This window comes from Methylomonas sp. ZR1 (assembly GCF_013141865.1).
Lineage (GTDB): Bacteria > Pseudomonadota > Gammaproteobacteria > Methylococcales > Methylomonadaceae > Methylomonas.
Genome location: NZ_RCST01000001.1, coordinates 1,132,383 through 1,148,514 on the forward strand (window position 1 = coordinate 1,132,383; position 16,132 = coordinate 1,148,514).

The 16,132-nt window shown below is 50.6% G+C and carries 10 protein-coding genes; 9 read left to right on the forward strand and 1 reads right to left on the reverse strand.

Going from position 1 to position 16,132, the window contains the following annotated elements:
- Positions 1–22: 22 nt before the first annotated feature.
- From DDY07_RS05045 to DDY07_RS05085, 9 genes are all read left to right on the forward strand, one after another.
- Complete coding sequence (locus DDY07_RS05045) at positions 23–499, forward strand: PAS domain-containing protein (protein WP_033159326.1); 477 nt, start codon at positions 23–25, stop codon at positions 497–499.
- Between the two features lie 12 nt (positions 500–511).
- Complete coding sequence (locus DDY07_RS05050) at positions 512–1,258, forward strand: phosphate/phosphite/phosphonate ABC transporter substrate-binding protein (RefSeq protein ID WP_033159325.1); 747 nt, start codon at positions 512–514, stop codon at positions 1,256–1,258.
- Between the two features lie 10 nt (positions 1,259–1,268).
- Complete coding sequence (locus DDY07_RS05055; protein WP_171695038.1) at positions 1,269–1,868, forward strand: histidine phosphatase family protein; 600 nt, start codon at positions 1,269–1,271, stop codon at positions 1,866–1,868.
- Between the two features lie 42 nt (positions 1,869–1,910).
- A complete protein-coding gene (locus tag DDY07_RS05060) occupies positions 1,911–4,709 on the forward strand; it encodes a class I adenylate cyclase (RefSeq protein WP_171695039.1) in 2,799 nt (932 codons plus the stop codon).
- Between the two features lie 56 nt (positions 4,710–4,765).
- Positions 4,766–5,833, forward strand: coding sequence for a hypothetical protein (locus DDY07_RS05065; RefSeq protein WP_253734406.1), 1,068 nt, complete (start codon positions 4,766–4,768; stop codon positions 5,831–5,833).
- Between the two features lie 389 nt (positions 5,834–6,222).
- A complete protein-coding gene (locus DDY07_RS05070) occupies positions 6,223–8,208 on the forward strand; it encodes a TonB-dependent siderophore receptor (RefSeq protein ID WP_171695041.1) in 1,986 nt (661 codons plus the stop codon).
- A gap of 135 nt (positions 8,209–8,343) precedes the next feature.
- The gene (locus DDY07_RS05075) at positions 8,344–8,811 is read left to right on the forward strand and encodes a YfiR family protein (RefSeq protein WP_165385965.1); all 468 of its coding nucleotides are present in this window, start codon (positions 8,344–8,346) and stop codon (positions 8,809–8,811) included.
- Between the two features lie 13 nt (positions 8,812–8,824).
- Positions 8,825–13,936, forward strand: a complete 5,112-nt coding sequence (locus tag DDY07_RS05080; RefSeq protein ID WP_171695042.1) for an EAL domain-containing protein — start codon at positions 8,825–8,827, stop codon at positions 13,934–13,936.
- The gene (locus DDY07_RS05085; RefSeq protein ID WP_051670511.1) at positions 13,929–14,789 is read left to right on the forward strand and encodes an HDOD domain-containing protein; all 861 of its coding nucleotides are present in this window, start codon (positions 13,929–13,931) and stop codon (positions 14,787–14,789) included. The genes DDY07_RS05080 and DDY07_RS05085 overlap by 8 nt, the downstream gene beginning before the upstream one ends.
- Positions 14,790–14,807: 18 nt before the next feature.
- Here DDY07_RS05085 and DDY07_RS05090 read toward each other — a convergent pair whose 3' ends face one another.
- Positions 14,808–16,127: a PepSY domain-containing protein gene (locus DDY07_RS05090; RefSeq protein ID WP_171695043.1), complete on the reverse strand. Its 1,320-nt coding sequence runs from the start codon at positions 16,125–16,127 to the stop codon at positions 14,808–14,810.
- Positions 16,128–16,132: the final 5 nt, after the last annotated feature.

Sequence of the window (16,132 nt, forward strand, 5' to 3'; positions counted from 1 at the left end):
AACCGGCAACCCGGAGTAAATCATGATCGTTGATATGAAGCCCGAAGACATCATTGGCGAGTACCAGGAAGCAACGCTTACCTATTGCGACGGCAAATCCAGAAAAGTGCTGTACACCGAGCTTGAAACGCCGTATCCCGACGGCAAGTTGATTGTTTCCACCACAACGCCGGATGGCATCATCAGCCACGTCAATCGCGCATTTGTGGAAATGTCGGGCTATACCGAAGCGGAGTTAATCGGCGCACCGCATTGTATTCTCAGGCACCCGGACATGCCGTCCGCTGCGTTTAAAGACTTATGGGATACGGTGCAACGCGGTGAAAAATGGCAAGGCTTCGTGAAAAACTTGCGTAAGGACGGCGGTTATTATTGGGTAAAAGCCACGGTCATTCCGAATGTGCGCGGCGGCAAGGTGGTTGGCTATACCTCGGTGCGCCGCAAACCCTCGCGCAGTAAAGTCGATGAATGCATCGCACTGTATCCGACACTTAGTTAATTGGGGAGCATCATGTCTTACATGTTTACAGTCAGCCCGGATTTTGCCCCAGACCACCTGTCGGGTTGGTATATATTCAACACTTGGTTGCAAAAGCAGAGCGCCGAGGCCATCCATTTGGAAATGTACAATCACTATCAAGACCTGCATCAGGCCATCGCAGCCGATAAGATCGATTTGATTTACGCCAACCCCTTCGATGCCGCCATGCTGGTCCGAGAGAAAGGTTTTTTGCCGCTGGTACGCGCCCAGGGCGAATCCGACGAAGCGATCATTGCCGTTAACGCCGACAGTAATATCAACGATGTGGCCGACTTACAACCGAATACTCGGGTGGCTTTCACCGACGATCCGGATGTGCGCCTGATGGGCATGATTATGTTGGAGCCCGCGGATTTGCACGCCGGGAATATCGTCCCGTTGTTATCGGACAATCATGTTTTGGTGGCCAAACACCTGCTGAAAGGCGAAGCGGATGTCGGCATCATTCTGGCGGAGGCCTATGACAACCTGTCCGGTGTGATTAAAAAACAGCTGCGGATCTTGGTGCGTAGCCAAATAAGCGTCATCTACCATTCTTTGATGATAGGGCCGAGATTACAGAATCGCCGCGCCGACATTCAAAAAATATTACTGGAGATGGATAAGGATGAAAAAGGCGGTGGGGTGTTGAATGCCCTGGGCTTTAGGGCATGGCAACGGATCGAAGACGAGGAAATGGAGTTCATGATCGATTTGATGGATACCTTGAACACTTGATTCCATCGCGATGCATCAGTCGACCGTAATCGATTTTCTGCGACACGGCGAAGCCCGTGGTGGTTCGTATTATCGCGGAATCACCGACGATCCGCTGACCGAACGCGGTTGGCGGCAGATGTATGGTCAATGCGGGGCAGGACAGTGGGATGTGGTGATCAGCTCGCCGCTACGCCGTTGTCGTTCCTTTGCCGCGGCCTGGTGCGAACAACAGCAACAGGATTTGGTCATCGAACCGGCATGGCGTGAAATTGATTTCGGCGCTTGGGAAGGCCAAACCGCCGAGCAAATTTCCAGTCGCTGGCCCGACGCACTGGCGGCATTTTATAAAGACCCCGTCCATTTCACCCCGCCGAATGCGGAAAGCTACCAAGCATTCGCCGCCCGCGTCAGGAAGGGCTGGGAAAGTTTATTGGCTGTGCAGGCCGGACGCCGCGTGCTGGTAGTAACCCATGCCGGTGTGATCAGAGCAATATTCGCGGAAGCCTTCAAGCTGCCGGTTACCCAAAGTTTTCATATCGATTTGCCGCACGCCTGTTTAACCCGTTTTACCAGTTTTGATGACGGTAACGGGCGCTTCGTCCAGCTTAATTTTCACAAGCCGGTTTGATTCTTCTATACTGGCCTTACACTTGATTTAGGCGCGGCCGTTTTGACCAATCGATTCCTACCCATCCATTTAGGCGCGCCGGGCGAAGAGATCAGTAAAAAAGATCTATATGCAGTTGCCCAACGATTCAAGCACTTCAATCAGTTGCGTTTGCAACATGTACAAAGTTTTTTGCAGCCGCGCCAACAGGATTTCTTAAAGCTGCTGCCGTTACTGTTTCATCAAAATCATCCCTTGTTGCCCGGTTTCGTGTCGCTGGAAGGCCCGGCGGGTATTCCCGATTACACGCCCAACAAGCAGACTATAGATGTTGCCAAGCAGTTTTCCAAAGGCTTTGTCTACAAGCGCAAGGCCTTAAGACACTATCCTATCCAGGCGATTTTTTTGATGGGTAGCGTCGGGAGTATGGCGTTTTCGAAAAACAGCGATATTGATATTTGGCTTTGCCATTCATCCACTTTGGCGCCGGATGAATTAAACGAATTGCGGCAAAAAGCCCAGGAAGTGGAAAAATGGGCGGCGACCTTAAAAATTGAGACGCATTTTTTTCTGGTTGATGCGGTGCAGTTTTTGCGCGGCGAAAATACGCCGATCTCTAAAGAGAGTAGCGGCGAAACGCAACATTATCTGTTATTGGAAGAGTTTTACCGCACCTCGATTTACATCGCCGGGCGGATACCGGTCTGGTGGTTGGTGCCGCCGCAACAGGAAAAATACTATAAGCAATATGTCGCCCATTTGCTGGAAAACCGGTTTATCTCCGAAACCGACGTCGTCGATTTCGGCGGCCTAGAAGATATGCCGATGGCGGAATTCGTCAGTGCGACGCTTTGGCATATCTACAAGTCTTTGACATCCCCGCATAAGTCCTTGTTGAAGCTGCTGCTGATGGAAAGTTATGCCAGCGAATTTCCCGAACCGCAGTGGCTGTGTCTGTCATTGAAGCAGGCGGTGTATCAAGGCGATTTCAGTGTCGAAAGCCTGGATCCTTACCTGCTGATGTACCGCAAAGTGGATGCCTATCTGCGCCAGGCTCAGTCCAAACGCCGCTTGAATCTGATTCGGGAATGTTTTTACATGAAGATCATGGCCGCGTCCGATAATCTCACGGAGAATAGAGTGCGCTTGCAGCGTGAAGATTATCTGCATAGTGTGGCAGATCAATGGGAATGGCCGGAGGATTTGCTGGACAATTTAGCCAGCCAAAAATTTTGGGACATTAAGAAAGCCAGTGTCGAGCACGTGGTGATTCGCGATCAATTGCAACAATGTCTGCGGATGATTTTAAAGTTTTCCGGTTTGCCATTGGATCAGGCGCAGCGGGAAAACAGAGACTTGAAATTGATCGGCCGGAAATTGCGGGCCACCCTGGATTTACGTCCCGACAAAATCGAGGTGCTCACCACCAGAACCACTGTCCATGCCAAACCCGATTTGTTGATAGCTGTGGAAGTCCTGACTGACGACGCGCCGCCTCGCTGGTGTTTATACGATGACCGAGCGGCGTCACAGAAAGCCTCTCTGGAAAGCGCGATTAAATCCGGCGAGAGCTTGCTCGAAGTTTTATGCTGGGCCGTGGTAAACGGCTTGTACAAAAAGTCGCTCAATCTGCAACTGGTGACTCCCAATCTTAAAATTGCCAATAATGATTTATATCAACTGTTTAATGAGTTAAATGCGTTTCTAAGCCGCTATTTGCCTGGCAGGGAGAACGATCTGGAGGTTTACGGCGAGCCGAATCGCGTCTCGTCGTCCTTGTTACTGATAAACCTCGGCGAAAGTTTGGCGATTGACGCGAACAATCAACAGTTGGTGATGAGCGAACGCTCAGACCCCTTGAGTTATGGTGACAGCCGCCAGTGTTTCATCCAGAGCGTCCAGCGCCTATCCGTATCCAGTTGGGGTGAGGTCAGTTTGCAGCGCTATATAGGTATAGAGGGGGTTTTTAACTGCCTCGTTGATGTGTTCAATAACAGCGCCGCGCCCTTGTCTGCCGATAAACTCCAAGCGCTATGTTACAACCCGGTACGCGGCAAAAGCATCCTCTTGCGCATCGAATCTTTGTTCGGCAATTTGCTAAAATTTTTTGCATCAGCTCGGGACGGCTTGCAGCGCTATATCGTGGCTGCCGAGACCGGTTATGGCTTGTTCCAACTCAGAAACGGCAGCCTGGGCTATTACCGGCTGGACACGCAAAATCAACTGCTGCATGAATTAGCCAAGCCTAATCCGCAATTTTCCGCAGTATTTTTTGATGCCTACGTATTGGATCAAACCTATATTCCGTCTTTATATACGCAGAATTTGGCTGATGTGATTCAGGTTTTTTATCATGCAACCAGCAAACACGTGGGTGTTTATGTGCTTGATGAAAAAGGCGCGCTGTTTGTCCATCAGCATAGCAATGCCAATCCTGAGCACGTCATCACGCACTATTCCGTGTTTTTAGGCACCTTGCTGGCGCGCGCGCAATTGCCGGATGGTTTGAGTGTCAAATTTTATGAAATTCAGCGAAACTCGGCGGGGGTGTTGTCCTGTCAGGCCGTACCGGTCAAACTTGGCGGCAGTGTGATGGATCTGAGAGTCCGGATAGCGACCGAGGAGGACGGTGCTATTGCGATTTACTGTAACGAACAAAAGTTTTCCGTTGCCAACGTCGATAGCTTCAAACCGATCCGCGCCCACATACTGGGCTATCGGAAAAACCGCGACGACTATCCGTTTCACATCACCGAAATAGATGTACCTTGTCGTTTGTTGGGAACAGACCGAAACGAGCAGTTACAAGCCGCCCATTTCCTAAACTACAAGCAAAAAATAGAAGACAAACTAAATATTTAATATTTCAGGGCCGCAGCCGATATTTAGCTCACACCAGTCGAGCTATGGGGGTTGCCATGATTATCCAGAATTCCGCCGTCCACCTGCAAAGTCAACATCAAGCGCAACAGATCAGTAAACGCAACGAATCGCTGCGGGTCTGGATCGATAAGCCGGAAGATACCCCCAATACAGCGCGAAAGACTCGTCCCGAAACCGCGCGCAAAGTCATTCAAGATTCCTTTGATCTCAGCCGGTCGGCGCAAACTTCGGCAACCGCTGCGCAAACCCTGGATGCCGATAGGGCGCTCAGTTCCAAAGATAATCTGCTGTTGCAAATCATTAGACGCATGGTCAAGGAGATTACCGGCCGCGACTTTGAATTATTCGCACCGGATGATCTCAAGGGGCAAGCCGACTCTGTGACCATTCAGGCCCCGCAGCAAGCACCGGCAACATCCGTCCCCGAGCGCGAAGGGTATGGACTGGTCTACGAAAAATCCGAGTCTTATTTCGAAAGCGAAACGACTAATTTCAGCGCCGAAGGTAGTATCACTACCCGGGATGGGCAAACGCTGAGTTTTTCAGTGTCCTTGTCGATGAGCCGCAGCTTTTATACCGAATCCAATCTCAGTATCCGCGCCGGCGACGCGGTGAAAACCGATCCTTTGGTTATCAATTTCGATGGTAATGCCGCAGAGTTAAGCGGTAGCCAATTTCAATTCGATATCGACGCCGATGGTCGTTTGGATCAAATAGCCGGTTTGAAAGCCGGCAGCGGTCTGCTGGCATTGGACAAAAACCAGGATGGCCTGATCAACGACGGTTCGGAATTGTTCGGTCCGCGCAGCGGCAATGGCTTTGCAGACTTAGCGGCTTATGACGACGATAACAATCAGTTTATCGACGCCGGCGATGCCGTTTACAAACAACTGCGGATCTGGCAACGGCATGATGACGGGTCGCAGCAATTATTGGCGTTGGGTGATAAAAATGTTGGCGCGATTTACTTAGGTCACTTGACGACGCCGTTTCAACTAAAAGACACCGCCAATCAAGCGCTGGGTGAAATTGCCAGTAGCGGTATCTATTTAACCGAACAAGGCCAAGCCGGCAGCGTGCAGCAACTTAATTTCCTGGCTTGAAACAAAGATTTCCCATGATTTTCCTGCGGCCGAGTCGGGGCATTTTTTTCCGGCTTGGCCGAGTATGGATACGGAAGCCTTTCATGCCTGCCCCATCATCTGTCTGAATTCGATAATTGAGCTAGACTTGCCCACATTGCAAAACAATGTCGAAACGATCATGACAAGCCATGCTTTATGGTTAGCCCGATCCTCAAATATTGCTGTTCCTGCGAATCCGGACTGATTCCCTTCGCGGCCTATAAGGCCCCCCAAGCTGCGGGAATGTCCCTCGCTGTCGATATGAAGGCTGGTTAATAGTCAAACCGCATGCCGGAGTCGCAATCCAGGTATCCGGGATTGCTGATTAATAAAGATTGAATGACTCAAAGTACTGCTCATAAGACCCTATGAAAAAATATATTGCCGGATTTTTTGTATTAACTGGTCACGCCTGCGTCTTGCAGGCTGCATCTCAAGACGCACTTGAGCTGAATGTGGAAGACTTGCTGAATGTTGAAGTGACTTCAGTGTCCAAAAAAGCCCAAGCACTGAACGATTCCGCGGCCGCGATATTTGTCATTACCAACGATGACATCAAACGAACGGGCGCGACCAGTATTCCCGAGGCACTGCGCATGGCCCCGGGCCTTGACGTGGCGCGTATCGATTCGAACAAGTGGGCAGTCAGTTCCCGGGGCTTTAATGCGCGTTTCTCCAACAAGTTACTGGTATTGATCGATGGTCGCAATACTTATAGCCGCATGTTTTCCGGTACCTACTGGGAAAACCAGGATGTGATGATGGAGGATGTCGAACGGATTGAGGTGATTAGAGGCCCTGGCGCGACGCTGTGGGGCGCAAACGCGGTAAACGGTGTAATCAACATCATCACCAAACACAGCTCGAAAACACAAGGCGGTCTGGTGGCTGCCGGCGGCGGTACTGAGGAACAGGGGTTTGGCGCATTTCGCTACGGCGGCAAGTTGGGCGAGGATACGACGGGCCGGGTTTATGCCAAGGGGTTCAAACGCGATCAAAATACCAATGCCCAAGGCCATGGCGCCGGCGACGATTGGGACAAAGTACAGGGCGGGTTTCGCATAGATTCTCAGTTGTCGTCAGCAGACGAACTTAAATTTCAGGGCGATCTTTATCACAGTCATCTCAATCAAGTGTTGTCTAAGCCCAGTATTTTAGCGCCCTACAGTACAACTTTCCGTGATAAAGCCGAAGCCTACGGCGGCAATATCATGGGGCGTTGGCAGCACACGTTTTCCACCCAGTCCGACATGTCTCTACAATTGTTTTACGACTACTATCGGCGCAATGAGGACTGGATGTCCGAAGGGCGGGATACTTTTGACTTGGATTTTCAGCATCGCTTCGGCTTGTTTGATAGCCATGAATTGATTTGGGGGCTGGGTTACCAACTAACCTCGGATCGCCTTGAAAGTAGCACTATATTCAGCATGTCTCCTGCCCACCGGAAAAATCAGTTATTCAGCGCATTCGTCCAGGATGAAATGGAATTGATAGACCAAACGCTGTGGTTGACCTTGGGCAACAAATTTGAACATAACGATTTCACCGGCTTTGAAGGCCAGCCCACCGCCCGATTAATGTGGGCGCCGGCGCTGAATCATCGGCTTTGGGCCGGGGTATCCAGAGCAGTGCGCACGCCCTCGCGCGGCGAAGCCAATATGCGCTTAACCACGGCGGTTGTGCCGCCGTCATCGCCATTTTTTATACCGGTGGAACTGGCGCTGGAGGGTAACACAAGCTTGCGTAGCGAAGATGTGATTGCTTACGAAGTGGGTTACCGCACCACCATGATCAAATCCGTATCGGTGGATGTGACGGCGTTTTATAACGATTACGCGCACATGCGCGACGCTTCCCAAGGCGCCGTTTATTTCGATCCTATTCGCGGTGTGTTGGTCCAGCCTTTACCCTTTAGTAATAATTTAAAAGCCAAGACCTATGGTGTCGAAGTCTCGACTGTCTGGCAAATGCTGGACTGGTGGCGGTGGGACGCCAATTACAGCGTGCTTAAAACCGAAGTGCCGCAAACCGCTATGGCGGTGGTGGGCATTAGTCCGCAGCAGCGCATGAATTTACGCAGTGCGGTCAATATTCGGCCGGATTTGGACTTTGATATTTGGTTTCGCTACGTCGGCAACAATGCCGCAGCAACAGCTTCCGGCAACAGTTACATACCCGATTATGTGACGATGGACGCGCGCTTGGCCTGGCGCCCCGAACCTGATCTGGAAATATCATTGGTAGGCCAAAACTTATTAACTAATAGCCACTTGGAATATCAACAGGAAAACCTGGTACTGACAACATTTATTGATAGGGGTATGTACGGAAAAATCAGTTGGAATTTCTGATGCCGCTGGCAGGTAGACTGTTTTGCATTTTTTCTATTTAGTTGGATTATTGTTGCGACGGATATGCAAAACGCAATAAAAATTTATCTGTTGGCATTAATGTTATTTAGTTCAAGCGCGTCTTGCGCGGCGCCGTTGGCGCTTGAGCAATATACGGTGTTGGCCGCATTGACGCTTAATTTTGCGCGCTTTACGCAATGGCCGGAGCAGGCGTTTGCCAATTCCGGAAATAACCTGCAGGTTTGTTTGGTAGGAGACAATGCATTACTGCAATCTTTTGATTCAATTAGCGGTAAAGCAGTTGGAGATAGAGTGATTAAAATAATTAATTCGGATAAGTTACGCAATTTAAATCAATGTCATATTCTGTTTTTAAGCGAATTATCCAATAGTGTTTTGTCGCAAGTTTTTTTAGATACCAGGCAGTTTCCGGTGTTGACGATAGGTGAAGAAGCCAATTTTATCGAATCGGGGGGCATGGTGGCTATGGTGAATACCGATGGAAAAATACAGTTACATATCAATCTTGCCACGGTCAAAAGCTCGGGGCTAACGATTAGTTCCAGCCTTCTGCGCTTAGCGAAAATTGTCGGCGATAATTAGGAGAGATAATCGCATGTTTAAATGGTTTAACAATGCGCCTATCAAGATCAAGCTAGTCTTTATTATGACTTTGATCGCTGTGTTGACGCTGTTTTCGGCAAGCACTGCGATTGTTGTGAATGAATATTATGCAAAAAAGAAAGATACCGAGCAGCAGCTGGTATTAATTGCCAATATTATTGCGTCGAATATTTCAGCGGCACTGGTTTTTGAAGATACTGTCTCGGCTAATACTATGTTAAATAGTATGAAAACCCGGGACAGCATATTAAATGCCGAATTATATGATAAGCAAGGCAAGTTATTTGCCGACTATCACTCGCAAAAACTGGGTGTTAGTCATTGGGATGCGGAAAAAGCTTCCGCGGTTTTAAACGATGCGAAATCTCTTCCCAGCTCTGAAAGCCTATATGGTTTTATCGGCGAAGTTTTCGCTTATTGGTATGAGCGCTTATTTCCTTATACCAATAATATTGTTGGTAAGTCTGGGGAAAAAAGCGTATTCAAATACGATGACGACAATAATCTGCATTTTGTCCGTTCGATAGAACTGGATGGTGACGTCGTAGGGGTATTGCATTTGGTGGATGACCAAAGCGGCTTCTACGCCATATTAAAAGCGTTTTATTCGACTATGGGTTTGATCGTAATATTTACCATGGTCTTAATCGGTATGTTGACCACCAAATTGCAGCAAATATTTTTGGCGCCCCTACTCAAACTGATGGATGCCATGCAATCGGTTGGACATGAGAAGAGTTTTTCGCATCGGATTAACAAGACCAGCAACGACGAATTCGGCGATTTAGCCGATGTGTACAATGCCATGCTAGCCGAAATCCAGTTCAGAGATGATCAACTAGCCATGCACCGAGATTCTTTGGAAAGGCAAGTTATCGAACGTACCCAGCAATTGGAAGAAAAAAATCAAGAGCTGAGTATCAGCATCGCCGAAGCGCTCTCCGCCAAAGAGCAAGCCGAACAAGCCAGTAAAGCCAAGTCGCAATTTTTGGCAACCATGAGCCATGAGATCAGAACGCCGATGAATGGCGTGTTGGGCATGACCGAGTTGTTGATGTCATCCGGTTTGGATGATCGGCAAACCAGATTTGCCGATACCGCCTACCGTTCTGCCAATTCGCTACTCAGCATCATCAATAATATTCTCGATTTTTCCAAAATCGAAGCCGGCAAATTGCAGTTGATCGTTCAGGAGTTCGATCTGCGCCGCTTATTGGAAGACACCGTGGAAATGATGGCGGAGCAAGCCCACCGTAAGGGCCTGGAACTGATATTGAATCTGCCGCACCAAATGCATTTTATTGTGCAAGGCGATGCGGAACGATTACGGCAGGTGCTGGTTAACCTGCTGAGCAATGCCATCAAGTTTACCGAAGAAGGCGATGTGCAGCTTAAGGTGAGTGTTCCGGAAAATACCGCACGCGATAAAGTCAGATTATTATTCGAAGTAATCGATACCGGCATAGGGGTTGCCGCTGAGCGTCAGGCGGAAATTTTCGATAGTTTCACCCAGTCCGACGGCAGCATTACCCGGCGTTATGGCGGGACCGGTTTAGGTTTGACCATTTCCAAGCAATTAGTCGAATTAATGGGCGGTAGTCTGGGACTGGAAAGTAATATCGGTCGGGGTTCCCGGTTTTACTTTGACTTAGAATTGGGATTGGGCATCCAGACCGACATCGAACGTGCCGATACCAGCGCGTTGGAAGGTCTGCACATCTTGGTAGTGGATGACAATGCGATAAACCGCGACATACTCCACGATCAAGTTTCGCTATGGGGCGCCCATGTTACGACCGTCGATAGCGGCCCCAGGGCGCTAAAGCTATTGGTCGAGGCGGCTACTTTAAATAATCCGTTTCAAGTTGCTCTGCTGGATTGGCATTTGCCGGTGATGGACGGCTTGACGCTGGCCAAGGCCATTCAACGCGACCAGCGTATTCCCAAGCTGCCTTTAATCATGCTCAGCTCCGAAAATGTCAGCATTAAAACCGGCCTGACCCACGAATACGGCATCAGCTTTTATTTGAACAAACCGGTTTTTCAACAACGTCTGCTGAATTGCTTGCTGGAAATCGCCACGTTCGCACCCTTGGAACAAGCGGCGCCTTCCGCTGTTACACCGGAGCAAATTAAGTTATCCGGGCGCATTTTGGTGGCCGAGGATAACTTGGTTAATCAGGAAGTGGTCAAAAGCTTCTTAGAAAGCATGGGCTGCATCGCGGAGGTGGTGGCAGACGGTCAGGAAGCACTGCAAGCCGCCTGTCGGCGTCGTTACGACTTGGTTTTGATGGATTGTCATATGCCGGTTATGGATGGCTTTTCGGCAACCGTCAAAATTCGCGAGCATGAACAAGCCACGGCCTCGACCCGAATTCCGATTATCGCTTTAACCGCCGATGTACAAAAAGGCATACACGATCAGTGTGAAATGGTTGGTATGGACGGCTATTTAAGTAAACCGTTCAGCAAAGAGCAACTGCGCCATTTATTGATAAATTGGCTGCCAAATGCTGCGGATAATGCACTGGAGCCGGCTCCGCTGGCATATCAAGACGCAGCGATGGCAGGCGAATTTCCCCCCGGACCGATTTGCCAGGCCGATCTGGCTCAGCTTCGGGATATTTACGATGCGAATGGGGTAAGTTTATTAAACAAGGCCATCGCACTCTATCTGCAAACCGCGCCGGAAACAGCCGAAAAACTTAGACAAGCCGCTGCCGATGGGCAGGCGGATTTGCTGGCCGATATGGCTCATGCCCTCAAATCGTCCAGTGCCAATCTGGGTGCCAGGGATTTGTCTAAAACCTGCCGATTGCTGGAAACTGCCGGCCGCCAAGCGGATCTTGCAGCAATTCCGGCACTGCTGGCGGAATTTGAGGCGCAATTGCCGGCGGCTTTGGCCGAGTTGCGTGCTATTGCCCATGCCAGCGTAGCGCAGCCCGATGCACCGCAAGCCGGCATGGATAAGCGAGTAACCGACCTAGCGCTGGAAGCCAAGCGAATTTTACTGATAGACGACGATCCGAACTTCAGATTGATTACCGGCGAGCAGTTAAAAGCCTCGGGTTTCGACGTCGTGGAGGCCGAGAGTGGCGAAGCGGCGCTACTCTTGCTTGAAACGGCCATTCCTGATCTAGTCATAGTCGATGCGATTATGCCGGGTATCGACGGTTTTGAAACCTGCCGGCGCATGTCCGCCAACCCCGCCATGACCGACATTCCCATCATTATGTCTACCGGCTTGGAAGACATCGAATCGATAAATCGGGCATTTAAGGTCGGCGCTACCGACTTCATCATTAAACCGCTTAATCATGTGGTGTTGATTCATCACATCCGTTTTCTGCTGCGTTCCAGCCATGACACGGCGGAATTACGCAACAGTAAGCAGCAATTGTCTGCTGCGCAACGCATCGCCGGTTTGGGCTACTGGACGTGGGATCCGCGGCAGGACAAATTCGAAATATCGCCGTTTTTAGCGGAAATGTGCCAAATGCCGGCCGACTATTTTCGGGGAGAGCTCAGCAACTATTTGAATTTAATTGAGGCTGCGGACCGCAAAATAGTGCAGACCTTGATAGAAGCTGCTGCCCAGGGCGAACAAGTCGAGTATGTCGAGTACCGCTTGCGGCCGGATCTGGAAACGCCCATCAGCGTCCGCCAGGATACGGCCATGATCAGCAGCGGACAGCAGAGTTTTGTCACCGGGACTGTGCAGGATATTTCCAAGCAAAAGCAATCGGAAAAAATCATCCATCAGTTGGCGTATTTCGATGAGTTGACCGGCCTGGCCAGCCGTGTGCATTATCACAAGCGTATTCAACAGACCATCAAAGCCTCGGCGCGCGGCAAGCTGGAGTTTGCGTTTCTATTCCTGGATCTGGACGAATTTAAGTATGTCAACGACAGCTTTGGACATAACGTCGGCGATCAATTTCTGAAAGCGATCGCCCAACGTATCCAAAGCGTGGTACGTGAAGAAGACTTTGCTGCACGATTGGGAGGAGACGAATTTTGTATCATCGCCAGCAGCATTACCGACGAATTTCAAGCCATGGAAATCGCCGAACGCTGTTTGCAGGAAATCAACCGACCTTTAATTTTGGATACCCACCATTTAAAGCCCCGCGTCAGTATCGGTATTGCTATTTATCCAAAAGATGGCGAGAACGAGCACGACTTGATGAAAGCCGCCGACACCGCCATGTACGCAGCGAAAAGCGCCGGCAAACAGCGCTACGCTTACTATCGGCCGGAGATGACGGGCCTGGCGATTAAGCGCATGCAAGACGAGCAAACCTTGCGCGACGCGCTGGAGCACCAGCAATTGCAATTGTATTATCAGCCCCAGGTAAGTATGTTGGATGGGCGAATGATAGGTCTCGAAGCCTTGGTGCGCTGGCGACATCCGTTGCGCGGTTTGCTTGGGCCCGGCGAGTTTATTCCTTTGGCCGAGGCTTTGGGTTTGATCGGTAAAATTAGCGACTGGGCTATTCAACAGGCTTGCGAACAATTAATTGCCTGGCAAAATCAAGGGCTGCCGTTATTCACCACGGCTGTCAACGTCTCGGCAAGCCATTTCCGCGATCCGCAATTTCCGTTCACGTTGCGGGAAATCCTCAAACATACCCAATTGCCGGCTCACTATTTGCAAATCGAAGTCACGGAAAGTGCCATGCAAACGGCGGCAGACTTAGAGATATTTAAAAAACTGAAGGGCATAGGAGTGAAAATTGCGATAGACGATTTCGGCACCGGCTTTTCGTCGCTGGCGTCGCTGAAGCAGTTGCCGGTGGATTGTCTGAAAATCGACCGAACCTTTGTTCAGGACGTGTTGTTCAATCCGCAAACCCCGATTTTGCTCGGTACGATTATCGGCATGGCCAATGCGATGAATTTCTCGCTGGTCGCGGAAGGCGTGGAGACCATAGAGCAAGCGATGGTGATGAGTGGTTTGGGCTGCCAAGTGGTGCAAGGCTATTTGTTTAGCCAAGCTCTGACCGCCGCCGAAGTGCCGGCCATGTTTGACAAAGATTTCCGGCTGGAATTTATTCACTCCAAACCAGCCCATAACGATATTCATCGAAACAATTATGACTGATCTTGAATTGCCGGAACGCTTTGCAGATATTAAACGGCTGCCTTCTTTGCCGCACGACGTTCATCAAGTGGTTAAAGCCTTGTCCGACGATAATCTGGATTATGCCCGGTTAGCCAAGATTCTGGCGGGGCATGCGACGATTTCGTCGCGACTGATTGCCTTGGCCAATTCAGCGTGGTTTAACAACTCCAGCGAACCGGTGACGTCATTGGAAAGAACCTGTTTGAAACTGGGTTTGAATATTGTCCGGGGTGTCGGTATCGGTTTGGCGGTGATGAAGCCTTTTAATATCAGGGATTGCCGAAGTTTCGATATCAAACGCTATTGGATCAGTACCATGCTGGTGGCGCACGCTGCCCGCGCGCTGGCCGACGAGCTTGCGGCCGAGCGGGGCAATGAACACTTGCCGCAAACCGTGCACACCGGCGGCATTCTGCACAATATCGGTTTGCTGTGCATGGCTGACATCATGCCCGAAGAAACCCACCAGGCTCTGCGTTTTAAACAAGCCAATCCGGAATTGGACTTGAATCAAGCCTTACGCAAATTGCTGCATACCGATTATTGCGAAGTCGGGGCGCATCTGACCGTTTCCTGGGGAATACCCGAAGCGTTGGTGGCGATTATTCGTTACCATCGTAATCCGGGTTATCAAGGCAGCTATTGGCGGCAGGCAGCTTTGGTTGGCGCTGCGACTCATATGGTGGGTAGTGTGTTCGACGATAAAGAAACCTGGCCGGTCTCGGCCTTTGAGAAGCTGAGCATCAGCCCGGCCTGTCAGGCTGAGATATTTGCCGACCTGCAAAGCCAATATTTAAAAACTCAGGAATTAGCGAAAGTGCTATTTCCTTAAGAAGTGGTGCTGAAAACACTACTTTAGTCTTTTTATCCACCTGATTCGGCCGTAGATTTTTTGCAAAAAACGGTTAGCAGCGGGGATCACGACCCTAAAAATTGCCTTGGCGGCGCGTTTTAATGTCGTCATGCAAGCAGTTGTCACCGTGTCTGTCGCCTGTTTCAGGTTGACTTCTCGATCCGCGACCCAGCCATGCCGGTGTAACCAGTGTAATAAGCCGCTCAAAAACAGGAATGTCGGCGTCAATCCCACAAAAAACCACAGCAAGCGGCCGCTTTCGCCCAAGGCCTCGCCGGTATGGAGCGGCCAAAGCCAGGTGGTAAATGTTTGTCCGGCCGAGAATTGGCTGGGGTTTTGCACATCGCGAATTTGTCCGCTCCAGCGGTCCACCCAGACGGTTGTGAACGGGTGGTGTTGATTGATCTCGTTAAGTTGGCGCAAATTGATCCGATACGTCCCCAGCTCGCCAACCGGGGTGGTAATACGTCGGACTTCCGAGCTGGGAAACGGTCCGCGGGCCACGAGGATTGCTTCCGACAGACTGGTCGGCCTGTCATTGGGGATGGCACTGCTGCGCACATTGGGGCCGGCGTCACCATGTCCCATGCCGGACGCGGCGGTCAGGTTCTCCAGCAGGCTAGGGTAGGCCAGATGAAAACCAGTGAAGGCCAGCAACATTAAAAAGCCGGAACTGGCTACGCCCAGTAGTCGGTGCAAATCAAATACTAGCCGCATCAAGCCGGCATCGTGGCGCAGCGAAAAGGCGCGCCACAACTTGGGCCAGCCCGGCCACCACAAGTACAAACCACTGAGTACCGACAACATTAATAAGCCGCCTAAAACCGCCAACGCATTTCGGCCAAAGCCGTCCAATTGCAGTTGGGTATGTAAATCCAACACCCAGGTCGTCAGGGTTTGGCCCCATAATCGGCTGTCGGCAACCCGGCCGGTGTAAGGATTGACCGAGACCATCAGAGGCGCATAAAAGGCGTCTACGCTTTCCTTGGGCTTTTCAAACCAGGCGGTGATCATGCCTTCCGGGGTACGCGGCATTTCCAAGGTCCAGGCACCGTGCCGGTCCGGATGGGCTGCACGTACCGCAGCGACGATTTTGTCCGGCGACAAAGCCGTTGATTGTGGGGTATCGACGCGCAATAGCGGATTGAGCAAGCTATCCAATTCTTCCCGGTAAATACTCAAACTGCCGGTCAAGCCGATCAGCGCGAAGATGAGCCCCAAACTCAGTGCCAGATAAACATGGCACAAGCGCCACCATTTGCGGGCATTGAGGATAAAGCGCGGGCGGACAATCAGCGGGTAATGGGTTTCTTGCATGGGGT